The 16367-nt window shown below is 64.1% G+C and carries 15 protein-coding genes; 3 read left to right on the top strand and 12 right to left on the bottom strand.

Annotation, left to right across the window (positions count from 1 at the left end):
* The first annotated feature begins 32 nt into the window (after positions 1-32).
* On the top strand, positions 33-470 hold the full coding sequence (gene dtd, locus ACT3UQ_RS01715) for a D-aminoacyl-tRNA deacylase (protein WP_444636406.1): 438 nt from the start codon (positions 33-35) through the stop codon (positions 468-470).
* Here the strand turns inward: dtd and ACT3UQ_RS01710 are convergent.
* The 4 genes from ACT3UQ_RS01710 to hisS form a co-directional block, all read right to left on the bottom strand.
* Entirely contained in the window at positions 467-790 is a 324-nt protein-coding gene (locus ACT3UQ_RS01710) for a PadR family transcriptional regulator (protein WP_105569039.1), read from the bottom strand. The two genes, dtd and ACT3UQ_RS01710, sit on opposite strands and share 4 nt — an antisense overlap.
* Complete coding sequence (locus ACT3UQ_RS01705) at positions 783-1901, bottom strand: hypothetical protein (RefSeq protein ID WP_444636405.1); 1119 nt, start codon at positions 1899-1901, stop codon at positions 783-785. Before ACT3UQ_RS01705 ends, ACT3UQ_RS01710 begins: the two co-directional genes overlap by 8 nt.
* A gap of 172 nt (positions 1902-2073) precedes the next feature.
* On the bottom strand, positions 2074-3870 hold the full coding sequence (gene aspS / locus ACT3UQ_RS01700) for an aspartate--tRNA ligase (RefSeq protein ID WP_444636404.1): 1797 nt from the start codon (positions 3868-3870) through the stop codon (positions 2074-2076).
* Between the two features lie 72 nt (positions 3871-3942).
* On the bottom strand, positions 3943-5268 hold the full coding sequence (gene hisS, locus ACT3UQ_RS01695; RefSeq protein WP_444636403.1) for a histidine--tRNA ligase: 1326 nt from the start codon (positions 5266-5268) through the stop codon (positions 3943-3945).
* Positions 5269-5411: 143 nt separating this feature from the next.
* Between hisS and ACT3UQ_RS01690 the strand changes: the two genes are divergently transcribed.
* Together ACT3UQ_RS01690 and ACT3UQ_RS01685 are read left to right on the top strand one after the other, a co-directional pair.
* Positions 5412-6770: a DUF349 domain-containing protein gene (locus ACT3UQ_RS01690; RefSeq protein ID WP_105569036.1), complete on the top strand. Its 1359-nt coding sequence runs from the start codon at positions 5412-5414 to the stop codon at positions 6768-6770.
* Between the two features lie 58 nt (positions 6771-6828).
* Positions 6829-7434 (top strand): hypothetical protein, encoded by a 606-nt coding sequence (locus ACT3UQ_RS01685; RefSeq protein ID WP_444636402.1) that lies wholly within the window; start codon positions 6829-6831, stop codon positions 7432-7434.
* A 57-nt stretch (positions 7435-7491) separates the two neighbouring features.
* Here ACT3UQ_RS01685 and ACT3UQ_RS01680 read toward each other — a convergent pair whose 3' ends face one another.
* The 8 genes from ACT3UQ_RS01680 to ACT3UQ_RS01645 form a co-directional block, all read right to left on the bottom strand.
* Positions 7492-9759 carry a RelA/SpoT family protein gene (locus ACT3UQ_RS01680; RefSeq protein ID WP_105552491.1) on the bottom strand — a complete coding sequence of 756 codons (2268 nt, stop codon included), beginning with the start codon at positions 9757-9759 and terminating at the stop codon, positions 7492-7494.
* Positions 9760-9981: 222 nt separating this feature from the next.
* Positions 9982-10956 carry a protein translocase subunit SecF gene (gene secF / locus ACT3UQ_RS01675; RefSeq protein ID WP_444636401.1) on the bottom strand — a complete coding sequence of 325 codons (975 nt, stop codon included), beginning with the start codon at positions 10954-10956 and terminating at the stop codon, positions 9982-9984.
* On the bottom strand, positions 10949-12646 hold the full coding sequence (secD, locus tag ACT3UQ_RS01670) for a protein translocase subunit SecD (RefSeq protein WP_444636400.1): 1698 nt from the start codon (positions 12644-12646) through the stop codon (positions 10949-10951). Before secD ends, secF begins: the two co-directional genes overlap by 8 nt.
* A gap of 57 nt (positions 12647-12703) precedes the next feature.
* Positions 12704-13111: a preprotein translocase subunit YajC gene (gene yajC / locus ACT3UQ_RS01665; RefSeq protein ID WP_096284830.1), complete on the bottom strand. Its 408-nt coding sequence runs from the start codon at positions 13109-13111 to the stop codon at positions 12704-12706.
* Between the two features lie 140 nt (positions 13112-13251).
* Positions 13252-14301, bottom strand: coding sequence for a Holliday junction branch migration DNA helicase RuvB (gene ruvB / locus ACT3UQ_RS01660; RefSeq protein ID WP_096284832.1), 1050 nt, complete (start codon positions 14299-14301; stop codon positions 13252-13254).
* A 9-nt stretch (positions 14302-14310) separates the two neighbouring features.
* The gene (ruvA, locus tag ACT3UQ_RS01655; RefSeq protein ID WP_096284834.1) at positions 14311-14928 is read right to left on the bottom strand and encodes a Holliday junction branch migration protein RuvA; all 618 of its coding nucleotides are present in this window, start codon (positions 14926-14928) and stop codon (positions 14311-14313) included.
* A 61-nt stretch (positions 14929-14989) separates the two neighbouring features.
* Positions 14990-15598 (bottom strand): crossover junction endodeoxyribonuclease RuvC, encoded by a 609-nt coding sequence (locus ACT3UQ_RS01650; RefSeq protein WP_096284836.1) that lies wholly within the window; start codon positions 15596-15598, stop codon positions 14990-14992.
* 8 nt (positions 15599-15606) lie between these two features.
* Positions 15607-16365 carry a YebC/PmpR family DNA-binding transcriptional regulator gene (locus ACT3UQ_RS01645; protein ID WP_096284838.1) on the bottom strand — a complete coding sequence of 253 codons (759 nt, stop codon included), beginning with the start codon at positions 16363-16365 and terminating at the stop codon, positions 15607-15609.
* Positions 16366-16367 lie beyond the last annotated feature (2 nt).

Raw genomic sequence — 16367 nt, 5'->3', positions numbered from 1 at the left:
CGATACTCTGGTAGCTGCGAAGAAAGGATCACATGCGCGCAGTATTACAACGAGCCAGCCGGGCCAGCGTCGAAGTTGACGGTTCGATCGTCGGGCAGCTGCCTCGCCCGGGACTCGTGGTGCTCTTGGGCATCACGCACGAGGATAACGAGGCTGCCGCCCGCAAGGTGGCGCAGAAGATCTACGGGCTGCGCATCTTGGAGGATGAGGCCAGCTGCGAATCGCTTGGCGCTCCGTTGCTGGTGATCAGCCAGTTCACGCTCTACGCCTCGGTGCGCAAGGGACGGCGCCCCTCCTGGTCGGCGGCGGCGCCCGGCGCGCACAGCGAACCGCTCTACGAATACTTCGTGGACTATCTGCGTCAGCTCGGCGCCCGCGTGGAGACCGGGGTGTTCGGCGCGATGATGGAGGTCAACCTCACAAATTCCGGCCCGTTCACGGTGATCGTGGATTCGGCAGAGCTGGCCTAGCGGCCCGTGCCCCGGACCAAGTGCACGAGCCGGTCGAAGCTGGCGCGCTGTGCCTGCAGTTCGGAGCGGCCGGCGGCGGAGAGCTCGTAGACTTTTCGCCCCGGTCCGCCTTGGCCTTCCTCCCACCGTGTTCCGAGCAATCCGGAGGCTTCCAGCTTGGCCAGTGCGGGATAGAGCGTCGCGCCCTTGATCGGCCCGAATCCGCGTTCCTGCAAGGATTTGGACAGCGCATAGCCATGCGCTTGGCCGCCGGACAGTTCGGCAAGCAATAGCATCGGCAGCATCGCGCGCTGCCAGGAGCCGGGAAATTCGCTACTCATCGCGGCCTTCCTGCAGCGCATGGGCATGCGCCCGGCGTTCGGCAAGCTTGGCTTGCACGTAGTCCGCCCGATCGGCGCGGCGCAGCTGGTAGAGCGAGATGCCGATGAACACCATGAATGCTATCGCGATGAAAATATTCCAACCGCTGATCCCTGCTTCCAGCAGCTCCGGAATGAGGCTGATGCCATAGACGCATGCGACGGCCAGCGGCAGCAGGCGACGGAGCAGCCAGCGCCGCTTGAGCGCACTTTCGGTGTTCACCGCTAGCCCGATGGCAAAGGTGCTGGGTGACCCGAATTCTTCGAGCATGTCCACGCTGTTGCCTGCCGCGCCGAGATCGGAACCATGCTGGCGTGCCGCGGCCAGTGCCTCCCGGGCTTCCTTCGCGTTCATTCCGTAGCGGCCACGCAGCAATCGCGCTACCTCGTCGAACCAGAGGCTCGGATCAAGGGCTTCCGCCGTGCCGGTCGAGGGTTTTTCCTCATCCCTGGTGAAGGGCAGGCACCAGGAGCCGAGCGCTGCCGCCGCCCCAAGGAGCGGCGCCAGCCAATTTGGCACCGGCAGGTGGCCTTCGCCGCCAAGGACGGCGATCCCAATAGCCGCGGCGATGCTTGCCAGGCACCCGGAAATACCGATCAGCCAGGAAGCTTCGAAACGCCCCTTCAAACGGTAGAACCACCAAAGGTGGGCCGAAGCGGCAATGCCAACCCCTCCGGCCAGGGCCGCCAGCTGCCAGTAGTGCCATGAATAATTCGCCCATCCGTCGCGGAAGCCAATCCATAGGCCGAAGCCCACGCAGATCAGCCCGGCCAGCATCCCAACGACGGTCAGCAGCGCGGTGCCGGTCTGCACCGTGAGCTCTGCGTTGGCCCGCTGCTGGGGCGTAAGCATTGCTTGGGCACGTTGCACGCCGTATTTCCACGGATCGCCAAACAGTTCGTCGGCACCGGCACCGCTATCGTGCACGGCAGCAAGCTGATTGCGCAGCTCGTTGCGGCATTGCTCGTTGGAGAGGTCGTTCCAAGCGATGGAAACCAGGAAAGTTTGGGCCCATGAGCGGTCTGCTTCTGGGTACTCTTCGATGACTCCACTGGGAGATTCCGGGGACATTGGCTGCTCCGAACTGCCTTCAGATAACTAGGTCAAAATTCAACCTAGTTCAAAAATTATCCCGTGTCCAATGACGTTGCGGCTGTTCGAAAACAAGAAAGGAGCAGGATGAAACGAATAATCGCTTCAACCTGCTCCTTGCGGTTAGCGGCCGCGAACTTGATCTATGAACCTATTTAGCGGCTTCGGCCACCGGGGCCTCGGCCTTCTTCTTCTCCGGCTTGAAGTCGATGCCGGCTTCCTTGCGCTGCGCCGGGGTGATCGGCGCAGGAGCGGCAGTCAGCGGATCAAAACCGCCACCGGTCTTCGGGAAGGCGATGACGTCGCGGATCGACTCGGAACCGGTGAGCAGCTGCAGCACGCGGTCCCAGCCCAGGGCGATGCCGCCATGCGGTGGGGCGCCGAATTTGAAGCCCTCCAGCAGGAAGCCGAACTGGGTCTGCGCCTGCTCGTCGGACACGCCCATCAGCTTGAAGACACGTTCCTGCACGTCGCGCTGGTGGATACGGATCGAGCCGCCGCCGATTTCGTTGCCGTTGCAGACGATGTCGTAGGCGTAGGACAGGGCCGAGCCCGGATCCGTATCGAAGGTGTCCATGAACTCTGGCTTCGGGCTGGTGAAGGCGTGGTGTACTGCGGTCCAGGCGCCGGCGCCCACCGCCACGTCGCCGGAAGCGACGGCCGCGGAGGCTGGCTCGAACATCGGCGCATCAACGATCCACACAAACGCCCAGTCGCCGTCCTTGATCAACCCGGTGCGGTGCCCGATCTCCACGCGCACCGCACCGAGCAGCGCCCGGGACTCGGCCTTGTCGCCGGCGGAGAAGAAGATGCAGTCACCGGGCTTCGCGCCGGTGGCCTCGGCCAGTCCGGCCTTCTCCTCATCGGAGAGGTTCTTCGCCACCGGGCCGGCCAGCTCGCCGTCTTCCTTCAGCAGCACGTAGGCAAGTCCCTTCGCGCCGCGCTGCTTGGCGAATTCCTGCCAGGCATCCAGGGTGCGGCGCGGCTGCGCGGCACCACCTGGCATGACCACGGAGCCGACGTAGGCGGACTGGAACACCTTGAAGGAAGTGTTCGCGAAGTACTCGGTCATCTCGGTCAGTTCCAGGCCGAAGCGCAGGTCCGGCTTGTCCGAACCGTAGTGGGACATCGCGTCGGCGTAGGTCATGCGGCGGATCGGGGTCGGGATCTCAACGTCGATCAACGACCAGATTTCCTTGACCAGCTTCTCGCCGAGCTCGATGATGTCATCTTCCTCGACGAAGGAAGCCTCGATATCCAGCTGGGTGAATTCCGGCTGGCGGTCCGCACGGAAGTCCTCATCGCGGTAGCAGCGCGCGATCTGGTAGTACTTCTCGAAGCCGCCGACCTGCAAGAGCTGCTTGAACAGCTGCGGGGACTGCGGCAGCGCGTACCAGGCGCCCGGGCTCAGGCGGGCGGGCACGACGAAGTCGCGGGCGCCTTCCGGAGTGGAGCGGGTCAGCGTCGGGGTTTCGATCTCGACGAAGCCCTCGTCGTGCAGCAGGTTGCGCGCGGCACGGTTGACCTCGGAACGCAGACGCAGGTTGCGCGACGGGGTCGGACGGCGCAAATCCAGGTAGCGGTGGCGCAGCCGCGCCTCCTCGCCGACCTCGACGTGCTCATCGATCTGGAAAGGCAGCGCCGCGGCGGTGTTCAACACGATGACCTCATCGGCAATCACCTCGATCTCACCGCTTGGCAGGTTCGGGTTCTCGTTGCCTTCCGGGCGACGCTCAACCTTGCCCTTGACCTGCAGCACGAATTCATTGCGCAGCGGGTGGAAGTCCTCTTCGTCGCGCACCACAATCTGGGCGAAGCCGGAGGCGTCGCGCAAATCGAGGAACGCCACACCACCGTGGTCGCGTCGACGCGCGACCCAACCGGTGAGGGTGACCTGCTGTCCAATGTGCTCGGCGCGGAGTTCGCCCAGCTGATGAGTGCGTAGCACTACGATCCTTTCGGTCGGTTGAGACGTGAAATCTCTTCAGTTCTTCTCGATGACGAGTTTAGTGCACCGTTGCTAGTTGACGGTGTTGTGCAGATCCTCGGCCGGCGGCGTCCAGCTGGCGGCATCCGCGCTGAGCTGCTCGCCGGAGCGGATGTCCTTCACCTCGTGGGTGCCGTCCTCCTGTGTGAACCAGACGAACGGAATCCCGCGGCGGTCAGCGTACTTGATCTGCTTGCCGAACTTCTCGGCGCTGGAGGCGACCTCGCAGGCAATGCCGCGGGCACGCAGCGCGGAGGCGACGTCTTGGGCCTGGTGCCAGGAATCGGCGTTGGCCAAGGTGACATATACCACCGAGGGCACGGCGCGCGCGGCGCTCGCCAGCTCCTCGGCGAGGATGCGCGAGATCAGCCGGGTGACGCCGATGGACAGGCCCACCCCCGGGTAGTTCTTCTTGCCCTTCGAGGCCAGCGACTCGTAGCGTCCGCCGGAGCAGATCGAACCGAGGGACTCGTGCCCGACGAGCACCGTCTCATAGACGGTGCCGGTGTAGTAGTCCAGCCCGCGGGCGATGGACAGATCCGCCATCACCTTGCCCGGGGCACGCTTCGAGGCGGCGTCGATGACCTGGGCGAGCTCATCGAGCCCGGTGTCCAGCAATTCGTGCTCCACGTCCAGCGCGCGCACCTGGGCGACGAAGCCGGTGTCCAGGGTGCGGATCGCCGCCAGCGCCAGCGCGGCACGGGCCTGCTCTTCGCTGGCCCCGACCTCGGTGACCAGGATCTTGGCGACGCCGTCTTCGCCGATCTTCTCCAGCTTGTCGATGGCGCGCAGCACCGCGTCCGGGTCTTCCAGGCCCAGCCCGCGGTAGAAGCCCTCGGCCAGCTTGCGGTTGTTCACGCGCAGCCGGAAGTCGCCGATGGGCAGGGCGGAGAGCGCGTCCGCAATGGTCAGCGCGAGCTCCACGTCGTAGCTGAAGGGCAAGCTGCCCTCGCCGACGACGTCGATATCCGCCTGGGTGAATTCGCGGAAGCGCCCGTCCTGCGGGCGCTCGCCACGCCAGACCTTCTGCATCTGGTAGCGGCGGAAGGGGAAGGCCAGGTGTCCGGCGTTTTCCACCACGTAGCGGGCGAAGGGCACGGTCAGATCGAAGTGCAGCGCCAGCGCGTTGGGGTCGTTCTTGCCCTCGGCTTCGGCGGCCAGCCGGGAAAGCCCGTAGACTTCCTTGTCGATTTCGCCCTTGCGCAGCAGCTGCCCGCGGGTTTCCACCGCGCGCGTTTCGATATTGGCGAAGCCATGGAGTTCGAAGGTGCGACGCAAGGTGTCCAGCACATGCTGTTCGACGGCCCGCTCGGCCGGAAGCCATTCGGGGAAACCTGATAATGAGGCCTTGCGTGCCATGAAACTCCTTAGTACAAAATGGTTGCCCATCTATCCTACGACGCAACACATTGGAATACTGTGCACGTCGGCTTACTAAGAAACGGAGGTCACAGGTAGAGTTACCTCTAGCAAGCGAACAGTAAAGCGAAAGAGTTTCAGCGGTGACCACCAGTCAGAAATCCGACGACAGCCCGAACATCCCCTTGCCACAGGCCCATAAGCCAGTGGCAAAGCCGGTAGTGGCTCAGCCCGTCGACCACAGCACTCCCCTCGAAGAAGCGGCCAAATTTGCCCGTGTGACCGACGATGGCCATGTGTTTGTCATCATCGACGGCACCGAGCATCCGGTCGGGCAGTACCCGGACGCCAGCGAAGAAGAGGCCTTGGCCTACTTCGTGCGCAAGTACGATGACGTCGTCTCGCAGCTGATGCTGCTCGAACAGCGCGTAGCGGCCAAGGCGCCCAGCGGCGACATGCCCAAAACCCTCGACACCCTCGCAGCGACCGTGGCCGAACGCCACCTGGTCGGCGACATCCGCGCCATCGAGGCCCGCATCGAGTCTTTGCGCGGTGCGGTGAGCACCCTGTCCGCCGCGCAGCGCCAGGCAAATGAGGCCGCTCGCGCCGAGCAGCTCAAGGTCCGCGAAGGACTCGTCGAGCAGGCCGAGGCACTGGCCGGGAAGCGTCCCGAGCAGATCCAGTGGAAGACCGCGTCCTCCGAGATGAACGAGCTGTTCGACACGTGGAAGGAAACCCAGCGTTCTTCCGTGCGGTTGCCGCGCGCCACCGAAGATGCCCTGTGGAAGCGTTTCCGCGCCGCCCGCACCACTTTCGACCGGCACCGCCGCGCCTACTTCTCCCAGCTGGACGCGACCAACGCGCAGGCCAAAACCGTTAAGGAAGAGCTGATCGCGCGCGCCGAGGCGCTCGCGAGCTCCACCGACTGGGCGGGAACCGCCGCCGAGTACCGCAAGCTGATGGACGAGTGGAAGAAGTCCCGCCGCGCCTCGCGCAAGGACGACGACGCGCTCTGGAGCCGCTTCCGAGCCGCACAGGATGTGTTCTTCCAGGCCCGCGCCGCCGAAAACGCGAAGGTCGACGCCGAATACGCGCAGAACCTCGTGGTGAAGGAGGCCCTGCTCGAAGAGGCCCGCGCGCTGCTGCCGGTGAAGGATCTGGCCATCACCAAGCAGAAGCTCGACGTCATCCGCGGCCGCTGGGAAGAGGCAGGCAAGGTTCCGCGCGCGGATCTGCAGCGTGTCGAATCGGCGCTGCGCCAGGTCGAAGAGGGCGTCAAGGGCGCCGAAGACGAGCAGTGGCGCCGTTCCAACCCGGAGACCAAGGCCCGATCGAATTCGATGCTCACCCAGCTGCAGGAGACCATCGCGGCCCTCGAAGCGGATCTTGAAGCGGCGAAGAAGCAGGGCAATGCCAAGCGGATTGCCAAGGCCCAGGAGGCCTTGGACGCCCGCCAGATGTGGTTGAACACCCTGGAGAAGTCGGCAGCCGACCTGGACTAGAATCCACAGTTCGGCAGAACACCCCCTACGCGGCGGCGCTTGCTGGTTCAGTAGCTTCATGGAGAAAGCTACGAGACAGCGCGTCGCCGCGTTGCGTATCCCCGAAGACCTGTTCATCGTCGGCGAACCCTTCACCCGCAATGAGCTCGGCGCCATGGAAACCCATGGGCTGCTGCGCGAATCCATTGGCGGGTGCTTTGTGGAGACCAGGTTCCGTTATGATTCGAGCGCGCGCGCCGCTATCGCCGCGTTCCTCGCCGGCCGCCAACTGGGCAGGACCGACGTGTTCTGCCAGCAGACAGCGGCCTGGATCCATGGGCTGCTGCCCCATGTGAATACGATCTGCATCTCTTCGAATGCCTACCATCGGCCCTACCGCCCCGGAAATTCGCTGAGCTTCGAATTTGTGCAGTTGCCGATCGAGGAGGCTGATCTGGTGAACCGCAAGCGGGTGAAGCTCACCGGATTGCTGCGCACCGTCTGCGATGTTGCCTGCTTCGACCCGTTGCCGATCGCGACGAGCGTGTTCAACCAGATTCAGCGGCTCGAGGATCCGTTCTTGAACCTGGCTGCCGTGGGCGAACGGCTCTCGCAGCTCGATTCCGCCCCTGCGGTGGAACGCGCGTTGCGGCTGGTGCAGTCCTACCAGGCGCGCGCGGCATAAAGCGAACCCCGCCACCGCTGACGTCGCGTCGCGGTGGCGGGGTTCGCTTTATGCTGCTTACCGGCGGCTGCCGGCGGTGGTGCGGTAGACGTCGTACACGCCATCGATGCGGCGGACCTGGTTGAGCACGTGGCTCAGGAACTTCGGATCGCCCATCTCGAAGGAGAAGCGCGAGATCGCCACGCGTTCGCGGCTGGTCTGCACGCTGGCCGAGAGGATATTCAGGTGGCTTTCGGACAGGATCCGAGTGACATCCGAAAGCAGCTGCTTGCGGTCCAGCGCCTCCACCTGGATTTCGACAACGAACACCCCATGGTGCTTCTCCGCCCAGGCGACCGAAACCAGCCGGTCCGGTTGCTGGGCCAGCTGAGCCAGGTTCAGGCAGTCGGTGCGGTGCACCGAGACGCCGGCACCTCGGGTGACGAAGCCTTCGATGTCATCCGGAGGCACCGGGGTGCAGCAGCGGGCCAGCTTGACCAGCACGTCGCCCACGCCCTGGACGATGACGCCCGCGTCGTTGCCCGTGGTGGGCTTGGCGAGGCTCGGAGTGACCGTGGCTTCCTCGTCGACCTGTTCGCCCGCTGGCGGGCCGGTGAGCGCCACCAGATGCTCGATGACGTTCTGCGCACTGGTATGCCCGTCGCCCACCGACTGGTAGAGCGCCGAGATGTCCACGTGGTGCAGGTTCGTGGCCACTGTGGTCAGCAGCTCGTGGGTCATCAGCCGCTGCAGCGGCAGCTGATTGCGGCGCAGCTCCTTGGTGAGCAGCTCCTTGCCCTTTTCGATCGCCTCTTCGCGGCGCTCCTTGCTGAAGTAGGCGCGGATCTTCGCCTTGGCGCGCGGGGACTTCACGAAGTGCTGCCAGTCCTGCGAAGGACCGGCATCCTCGGCCTTGGAGGTGAAGACCTCCACCACGTCGCCCTGCTTCAATTCGGTATGCAGCGGAACGAGCTTGCCATTGACCCGCGAGCCGATGGTGCGGTGGCCGACATCGGTGTGGATGGAGTAGGCGAAGTCGATCGGCGTGGCCCCGACCGGCAGCGACATGATGTCGCCCTTCGGGGTGAACACGTACACCTCGGCGGAGTTGATGGTGTAGCGCAACCCGTCGAGGAATTCCTCGGAGTCGGTGGTGTCTTCCTGCCACTCCATCAACGAGCGCAGCCATTCCATGTTCTTCTCCGCGGAGAGCATCGAATCGCCGCGTTCGCCGTGCTTGTACTGGAAGTGCGCGGCCACTCCATTTTCGGCGTGCAGATGCATCTCGTGGGTGCGGATCTGGATCTCTACCGGCTTGCCCTCGGGACCCATCACCGTGGTGTGCAGCGACTGGTAGAGGTTCAGCTTCGGCAGCGCGATGTAGTCCTTGAACCGTCCGGGCAGCGGATTCCACTCGGCGTGCACCACGCCCAGCGCCCCGTAGCAGTCCTTCACCGAGTCGACGGTGATGCGCACGCCCATCAGGTCATGGATGTCGTCGAAATCCTTGCCGCGCACGATCATCTTCTGATAGATCGAGTAGTAGTGCTTCGGGCGCCCACTCACCGCGGCGTGCACGTTCAGCTCGCCGAGTTTGCTGTTCAGCCGTTCGCGGAGGCTGGCCAGGTACTTTTCGCGCTCCGGGGTGCGGTCCCCCACCATGCGCACGATCTCCTGGTACACCTTGGGATGCAAGGCGGCGAAGGAGAGGTCTTCCAGCTCCCACTTCACCGCGTTCATGCCCAGGCGATGCGCCAGCGGCGCGAAGATCTCCAGGGTTTCCTTCGCCTTGCGGGAGCTGGACTCCGGGGACACGTAGCGCCAGGTGCGCGCGTTGTGCAGCCGGTCGGCGAGTTTGATCAGCAGCACGCGGATGTCGCGGGACATCGCGACCACCATTTTGCGGACGGTTTCGGCCGGGGCCGCGTCCCCGTAGGTCACCTTGTCGAGCTTGGTGACGCCGTCCACGAGCATCGCGATCTCTTCGGAGAATTCCTTGGTGACCGATTCCAGCGAATAGTCGGTGTCTTCCACGGTGTCGTGCAGCAGCGCCGCGGCGAGGATCGAACCGGTCATCCCCATTTCGGCGAGGATCGTCGCTACGGCCACCGGGTGGGTGATGTAGGGGTCTCCGCTCTTGCGCTTCTGCCCCTCGTGATGCTTCTCGGCCACCTCGTAGGCGTGGATCAGCAGGTCCAGATCCGCCTTGGGATGCTTGGACTTCACCGTGCGCAGCAGCGGCTCCAACGTCGGCGAGGTGCTCGGTGTGCTTCCTCGGCCCGCAAAACGTACTAGGCGTGAGATCGAGCGCCGCTTCGAATTGTTCAGGTTCGGCGTGTTTGCCATGCCTCGCTCCTTCCCACCGTCGCCGGTCATAACGGTGCTAGGTGCCAAGCTCGTGATGCCGGCTCCATGCATTGTTTTAGTTCATTCGTTATAGCACGTTCGCGCGGTGACAACTAATTACGCGAACTTTTCGACGACGAAAAAGTGCCTCGGATCGGTGGATCCGAGGCACTAGTCGTTCAGCTGATCCGCAGGGAATCTGCGGTGGAAGCGACCGGATGCTTAAGCGTCGAGTTCTTCCAGCTTCTGGGTGTGCTTGCGCACGTCCTCGTCGCGGTGGCGCAGCCAGTTGTACAGCGGCGCCTGGACGAACAACGTGGACAAGTTGGAGATGATGATGCCGATGAACAGCGCCAAGGACAGATCCTTGAGCGTACCGGCGCCCAACAGGTAGGAGCCGATGAACAGAATCGACGCGACCGGAAGCACCGCCACCACCGAGGTGTTGATCGAACGCACCAGCGTCTGGTTAACCGCGAGGTTCACCAGCTGCTGGAAGGTGCGCTTCTGCTGCTGATCATAGCCCTTGGTGTTCTCGCGGACCTTATCGAACACCACCACGGTGTCGTAGAGCGAGTAGCTCAGAATCGTCAAGAATCCGATGATCGCGCTGGGCGTGATCTCAAAACCGGAGAGCGAATAGATGCCCGCGGTGATGATGATGACCACGAACAGGCCCCCGATGGCGGCGACCGACATCTTCCAGGTGCGGAAGTACGCGGCCATCAGCAACCCGACTAGCACCACGAAGGCCAGCAGGCCCAGCATCGCCTGGCGTGAGACGTCCTGTCCCCAGGTCGGGCCGATGAAGTTGCTGGTCACCTCGCTGGCATCCACACCATAGGTTTCGGCCAGCTCGCCTGCCACCGTGATGGTCTGGTCGTCGCTGAGCCGTTCGGTCTGCACGCGCATGGTGCCCGGTGCGATATTCGTGACGGTGGCTTCGGCGCCGGAGGCGGCGGATTTCACCACCTCCTCACCGAGGCTGATGTCGGTATTCTGCACGCCGGAAACCATGAATTCCGAGCCGCCGCGGAAATCGATGCCCAGGTTGAAGCCACCCTTGGCCACCGGGACCAGGATCGAGGCGATCACCAGGATCGCGGCGATCAGGAACCACAGGCGGTGCTTCTGGGTGAACGGGTAGGACGTTTTCCCGGTGTAGAGCTGGTTGCCCCACTCTGCGAGCTTATTCATTGTTCTCCTCCCGGTTTGCTTCGGCGCGGCGGCGTTCGGCGATGGTCATGCGCTTGGCCGCCTCGCCGCTCGCCTTGGAGTTCTTCTTGCCCCGGTTCGCATCAACGTTCTCGTTGAAGCGGCGGACCTGGCCGGCGCCGCGGTACAGCGGCACCACGCCGAGCAAGGATGGGTCCAGCCCGGAGAGGCGGTGCCCATCGGCGAAGAACTTCGTGCGCGCCAGCAGCATCAGCGTCGGGTGGGTCAAACCGTAGACGACGACGAGGTCGATGATTGCGGTCAGGCCCAGCGTGAAGGCGAAGCCTCGCACGTTGCCCACCGCCACCACGTAGAGCACGACGGCGGCCAGCACGTTGACCGCCTTGGAGGCCAGGATGGTCTGCTTGGCGCGGGACCAGCCCACGTCCACGGCGCTGGCCAGCGAACGGCCATCGCGCAACTCATCACGCACACGTTCGAAGTACACGATAAAGGAGTCGGCGATCAAACCGATCGCGACGATCAGACCCGCCACACCGGCCAGCGACAGGCGATAATTCATCGCCCAGCCAAGCAGCACGATCGCCAGATAGGTGAGCACGCCGGAAACCAGCAGCGACAAGATCGTCACCAGGCCCAGTGCGCGGTATTGGAAGAGCGAGTAGATGAACACCAGGACCAGGCCGATGACGCCGGCGATGAGGCCGGCCTTGAGCTGGTCGCTACCGAGGGTGGCGGAAACCTGCTGCTCGGACTGGATCTCGAAGCTGATCGGCAGTGCGCCGTACTTCAGCTGCTGAGCCAGCGCCTGGGAGGATTCTTCGGTGAAGCCGCCGGAAATCTGCGGGCGGCCATCGGAGATCACCGCGTTGGTGGTCGGAGCGGAGATCACCGTTCCATCGAGCACGATCGCGAACTGGTTCTGCGAACCCTGCAATGCAATCAGGCGCTGGGTGGTTTCCGCGAAGGTTTCGGCACCCTGCTTGTTGAACTCGATGACCACGACCCATTCGCCGGTGACCGCACCCTGCACGCCGCGCGCCAGATTGGCGTAGGCATCGGAAATCTGGTCACCCGGAATTTCCTGCGGGCCGAGGATGTACTTCACACCCTGGCGCGGGTCGCAGGAGATCGTGGGCTTAGTAGGATCCTGCTCGGTGGTTTCACGCTCCGCGAGCACCGTGGGGCAGTCATAGGCTTCGAACTCTTTGTAGATCTCTTTGCTGATCCAGTTGGTGTCCGAAGGGTTCTCCGGCTCGCCATTTGGTTCTGGCACGTCCGCCTCGGCGGTGCGCTGCTCCTCGGGCGTAGCCTCGAAGGAACCGGTGATCAACACCGGGCGGAATTCCATATTGGCCGAAGCCTGGATCAGCTCGCGGGTTTCGGCGTCCGGGGTACCGGGCATCGAAACGACGACGTTGCGCCCGGACTGGGTGGTGATTTCCGTTTCGGAGACACCCGAGCCGGCTACACGCTGGCGGATGATCTCCACCGCCTGGTCCAGCTGCTCCTGGCTGATGCTTTCATCCCCCTTGACTTGCGGGGCCAGGATCATCTGGGTGCCGCCTTCAAGGTCTAGCGCAAGCTTCGGGGCGGCGCTGGTCTGGCCCGTCGATACACCAGCAACTAGGACTCCGGTTGCGATGATGAAGACGACCAGTAACCACAGCAACGCCTTGCGTGCCTGTTTTACAGGTCCAATTGATGACATCTATTGTGCTTTCTTGAACTGGTGGCGTGATGGTTTACCACCGCGATGGTGCCTGCCTTAGGCGTTGCGGTCGTCCTTGCCTTCGCCGTTCAAACGACGCAGGCTTTCCTCTGGAGATTCGGCGACGGCAGGAGCCTGCTCGGCGTCTTCGGCCGGGGCGGCGGGCGCATCGGCGTCCAGGAAGGTGGAGATGGCCTGGCGGTGCAAGGTGAGCACGACGCCGTTGGCGACCTCGACGAGCACGCGATCCTGCTCATCGATGCTGATGATGGTGCCGAAGATCCCCGAGTTGGTCATCACCTTGGCGCCCGGAACCGACTTGGTCTTCAGGGCTTCTTGCTGCTTGGAGACCTTCTTGCGGCCGCGGATCATCATGATGATCAGCACTGCGAACAGCGCCACCATCAGGATTATGGATGGGTTGAAGCCGCCACCGGCTGCCTGGGCAAGGACGAGGGAATTCACGTGTAATACCTGCTAACGATTCGTTAAAAGAATTAAGACGCCCGGGCATGCCAAAATCGGGGCATGTGTCGGGCGTCTCCAGTCTAATGGCTGAAAGCAAATCGCCTAGCCATTTACGCGGGCAGAGTAGAGTTATTCACCTAATCCACATCGGTTTCATAGTTTTGGGCTCCGGCAAAAATCGCGTCCTTGGGCATCACTAGGCCCAAGTGCTCCCACGCCGCGGGCATCGCGATACGGCCACGCGGGGTGCGCCCCATCAAGCCTTCGCGGACCAGGAAGGGCTCGGCGACGGTTTCCACCGTCTCGCTTTCTTCTCCGACGGCGATCGCCAAGGTGGATAGCCCCACCGGGCCGCCGCCGAACTTCTTGCACAGCGCTTCGAGCACCGAACGGTCCAGCCGGTCCAGCCCCCTCGGGTCGACCTCATACATTTCAAGGGCAGCGGCTGCGGCGCTGGCATCGATCTGCTCGAGCTTGTTGACCAGCGCCCAGTCGCGCACGCGGCGCAGCAGGCGGTTGGCAATACGCGGGGTGCCTCGCGAACGGCTAGCGATCTCGCTGAATGCGGAGGAGGTCACGCGCAGGTCAAGCATCATCGCCGAGCGGCGCAGCACCAGTTCCAATTCTTCGACCGCATAAAATTCCAGATGCCCGGTGAAGCCGAAGCGGTCACGCAACGGCCCGGGCAGCAGCCCGGCGCGCGTGGTCGCACCCACGAGGGTGAACGGTGGAATTTCCAGCGGGATCGCGGTGGCTCCGGCCCCCTTGCCGACAATGATGTCCACACGGAAATCTTCCATCGCCATGTAGAGCATCTCTTCGGCCGGACGGGACATGCGGTGGATTTCATCCAGGAAGAGCACCTCCCCCTCGGTGAGCGAGGAGAGGATCGCGGCGAGGTCGCCGGCGTGCTGGATGGCAGGGCCGGAGGAAATGCGCAGCGGGGCGTTCATTTCGGCGGCGATGATCATCGACAGCGTGGTCTTGCCCAGCCCCGGAGGTCCGGAGAGCAGCACGTGGTCGGCGGTTCGCTCGCGGATTTTTGCCGCTTCCAACACCAGCGAAAGCTGCTGGCGCACCCGCCCCTGGCCGACGAAGTCATCCAGGTTCCGCGGGCGCAGGGCGGCCTCGATCACCCGTTCTTCCGGTTCGCTTCCGGCGTTTGTCAGCTGCGTGGACTCATTCACGGGGTCATCCTATCGGGCGCGGGCGCCGGTGGACATGCTGCGCAGGGCCGCACGCAGTATTTCGGAGACGTTGCCGGTTTCGACAACCTCTGGATTCGCCTTGCCCAGCGCCGTGAGCGTGGACTGGGCATCCTTTTCGGTCCAGCCCAAACCGGTGAGTGCCTCGATAACCTGCGGCTCCCACACCGAGGCGGTGCCCGGGCGGCCTGTTGCGGTATCCACTCCGGTAGGTACGAGTTTTCCGTTCAGCTCCAGCACGATGCGGCTGGCGCCCTTCGGTCCGATGCCGGAGACCTTGGTGAAGGCGGCGGTGTCCTTGGTGTTCGCCGCGATGCGGACCTCTTCGGGGGTGTGCACCGCCAGGATCGCCAATCCGGTGCGCGGGCCGATGCCCGAGATGCCGATGAGCACCTCGAAGACCTCGCGTTCATCGGGCGTGGCAAAACCGAAAAGGGTCATCGAGTCTTCGCGCACCACCATCGAGGTGTGCACGGTGGCCTCGCGGCCCAGGTGCAGGGTGGACAGCGTGGCGGGGGTGGCGTGCACGAGCATGCCGAAGCCGTTGACGTTGATAACCGCGGAATTCAGGGTTGCCGCCTGGACCGTGCCGGTCAGTGAGCTGATCATGCCACTCCTCAAAAATATGTTCGAACGATCCCAGCTTATCGAAGATACCTACGAATGGCGATTAGCGGCGGGTTGCCCGGCGCTTCGACGAGGCTTCGGCGGCGATCCACGCCTGCTGGGCGGCGGTGAGCTGGTTCGAACCGACCCGCCCGGCGGTGGCCGAGGCCGAGGCCGAGGCGTTGGACCCGACCGCCGCACCGCGCCACCCGTGGGCGATGGCCAGGGCCACCGCATCGGCGGCATCGGCGGGCTTGGGCGGCTCGTCGAGCCGGCAGATCTTTGCGACCATCTTGCCGATGGCAACCTTGGTGGCCTGGCCGCTGCCGGTGACCGCGGCCTTCACCTCGGTCGGAGTGTGCAGAGCCACGGGAATGCCGCGGCGAGCCGCGGCGAGAATCACGATGCCGGTCACCTGGGCGGTGCCTATCACCGTGGACACGTTCGCCGAAGCGAAGACGCGTTCCAAGGCGAGCACGTCGGGCTGGTGCAGTTCGAGCCAGGCGTCGATCGCCTCGGCGATGGCCAGCAGGCGCGCGTCCAGCGGAGTGCCCGTCGGGGTGCCGGCCACGGTGAAGCCAACCAGTTCAACCTGCCGATTGGCGGCGACGTCGACCGCGGCCAGCCCGCAACGGGTCAGGCCGGGGTCGACGCCTACGATGCGCAGGGCCAAGCCGGTGCTTAGTTCTCTTCGTCGAGGGCCGCGCGGACCTCGTCGGAGAGGTCGGCGTTGGTGTAGACGCTCTGCACGTCATCGAGCTCTTCCAGCGCGTCGTACAGGTGCAGGAACTTGCGCGCCCCTTCGACGTCCAGGTCCACCTTCATCGACGGGATGAATTCCATCTCGTCGGTTTCGTAGGCGATCTCGGCTTCGTCCAAAGCCGCGGCCACGGCACGCAGATCCGAGGGATCGCAGACGATGGCGAAGTTCTCCTCTTCGTCCAGGATCTCGTCGGCGCCGGCATCGAGCACCACCATCAGCAGGTCATCCTCGGTCAGCTCGCCCTTGGGCAGGCGGACGACGCCCTTGCGGGCGAACAGGTAGGAAACCGAGCCGGGGTCGGCCACGGAGCCGCCGTTGCGGTTGATGCCCACGCGGACCTCGGAGGCCGCACGGTTCTTGTTGTCGGTCAGGCACTCGATCAGCAGCGCCGAGCCCTGCGGGCCGCGTGCCTCATAGATGATCTCGGTGTAGTCGACGACCTCGCCGGTCAGCCCGGCGCCGCGCTTGACGGCACGGTCGATGTTGTTGATCGGGACCGAATTCTTCTTCGCCTTGCTGACCGCAAGTTCCAGGGCCGGGTTGCCGGCCATATCGGCGCCGCCGACACGAGCGGCGACTTCGATGCCCTTGATGTACTTAGCGAAGGCCTTGGCGCGCTTGGCGTCGATCGCGGCCTTCTTATGCTTAGTGGTTGCCCATTTGGAGTGGCCTGACATGC

Source organism: Glutamicibacter sp. AOP12-B1-11 (assembly GCF_052379245.1).
Lineage (GTDB): Bacteria > Actinomycetota > Actinomycetes > Actinomycetales > Micrococcaceae > Glutamicibacter.
Note: the sequence above shows the minus strand (reverse complement) of the source record. Positions and strands in the feature narration are given on the sequence as shown.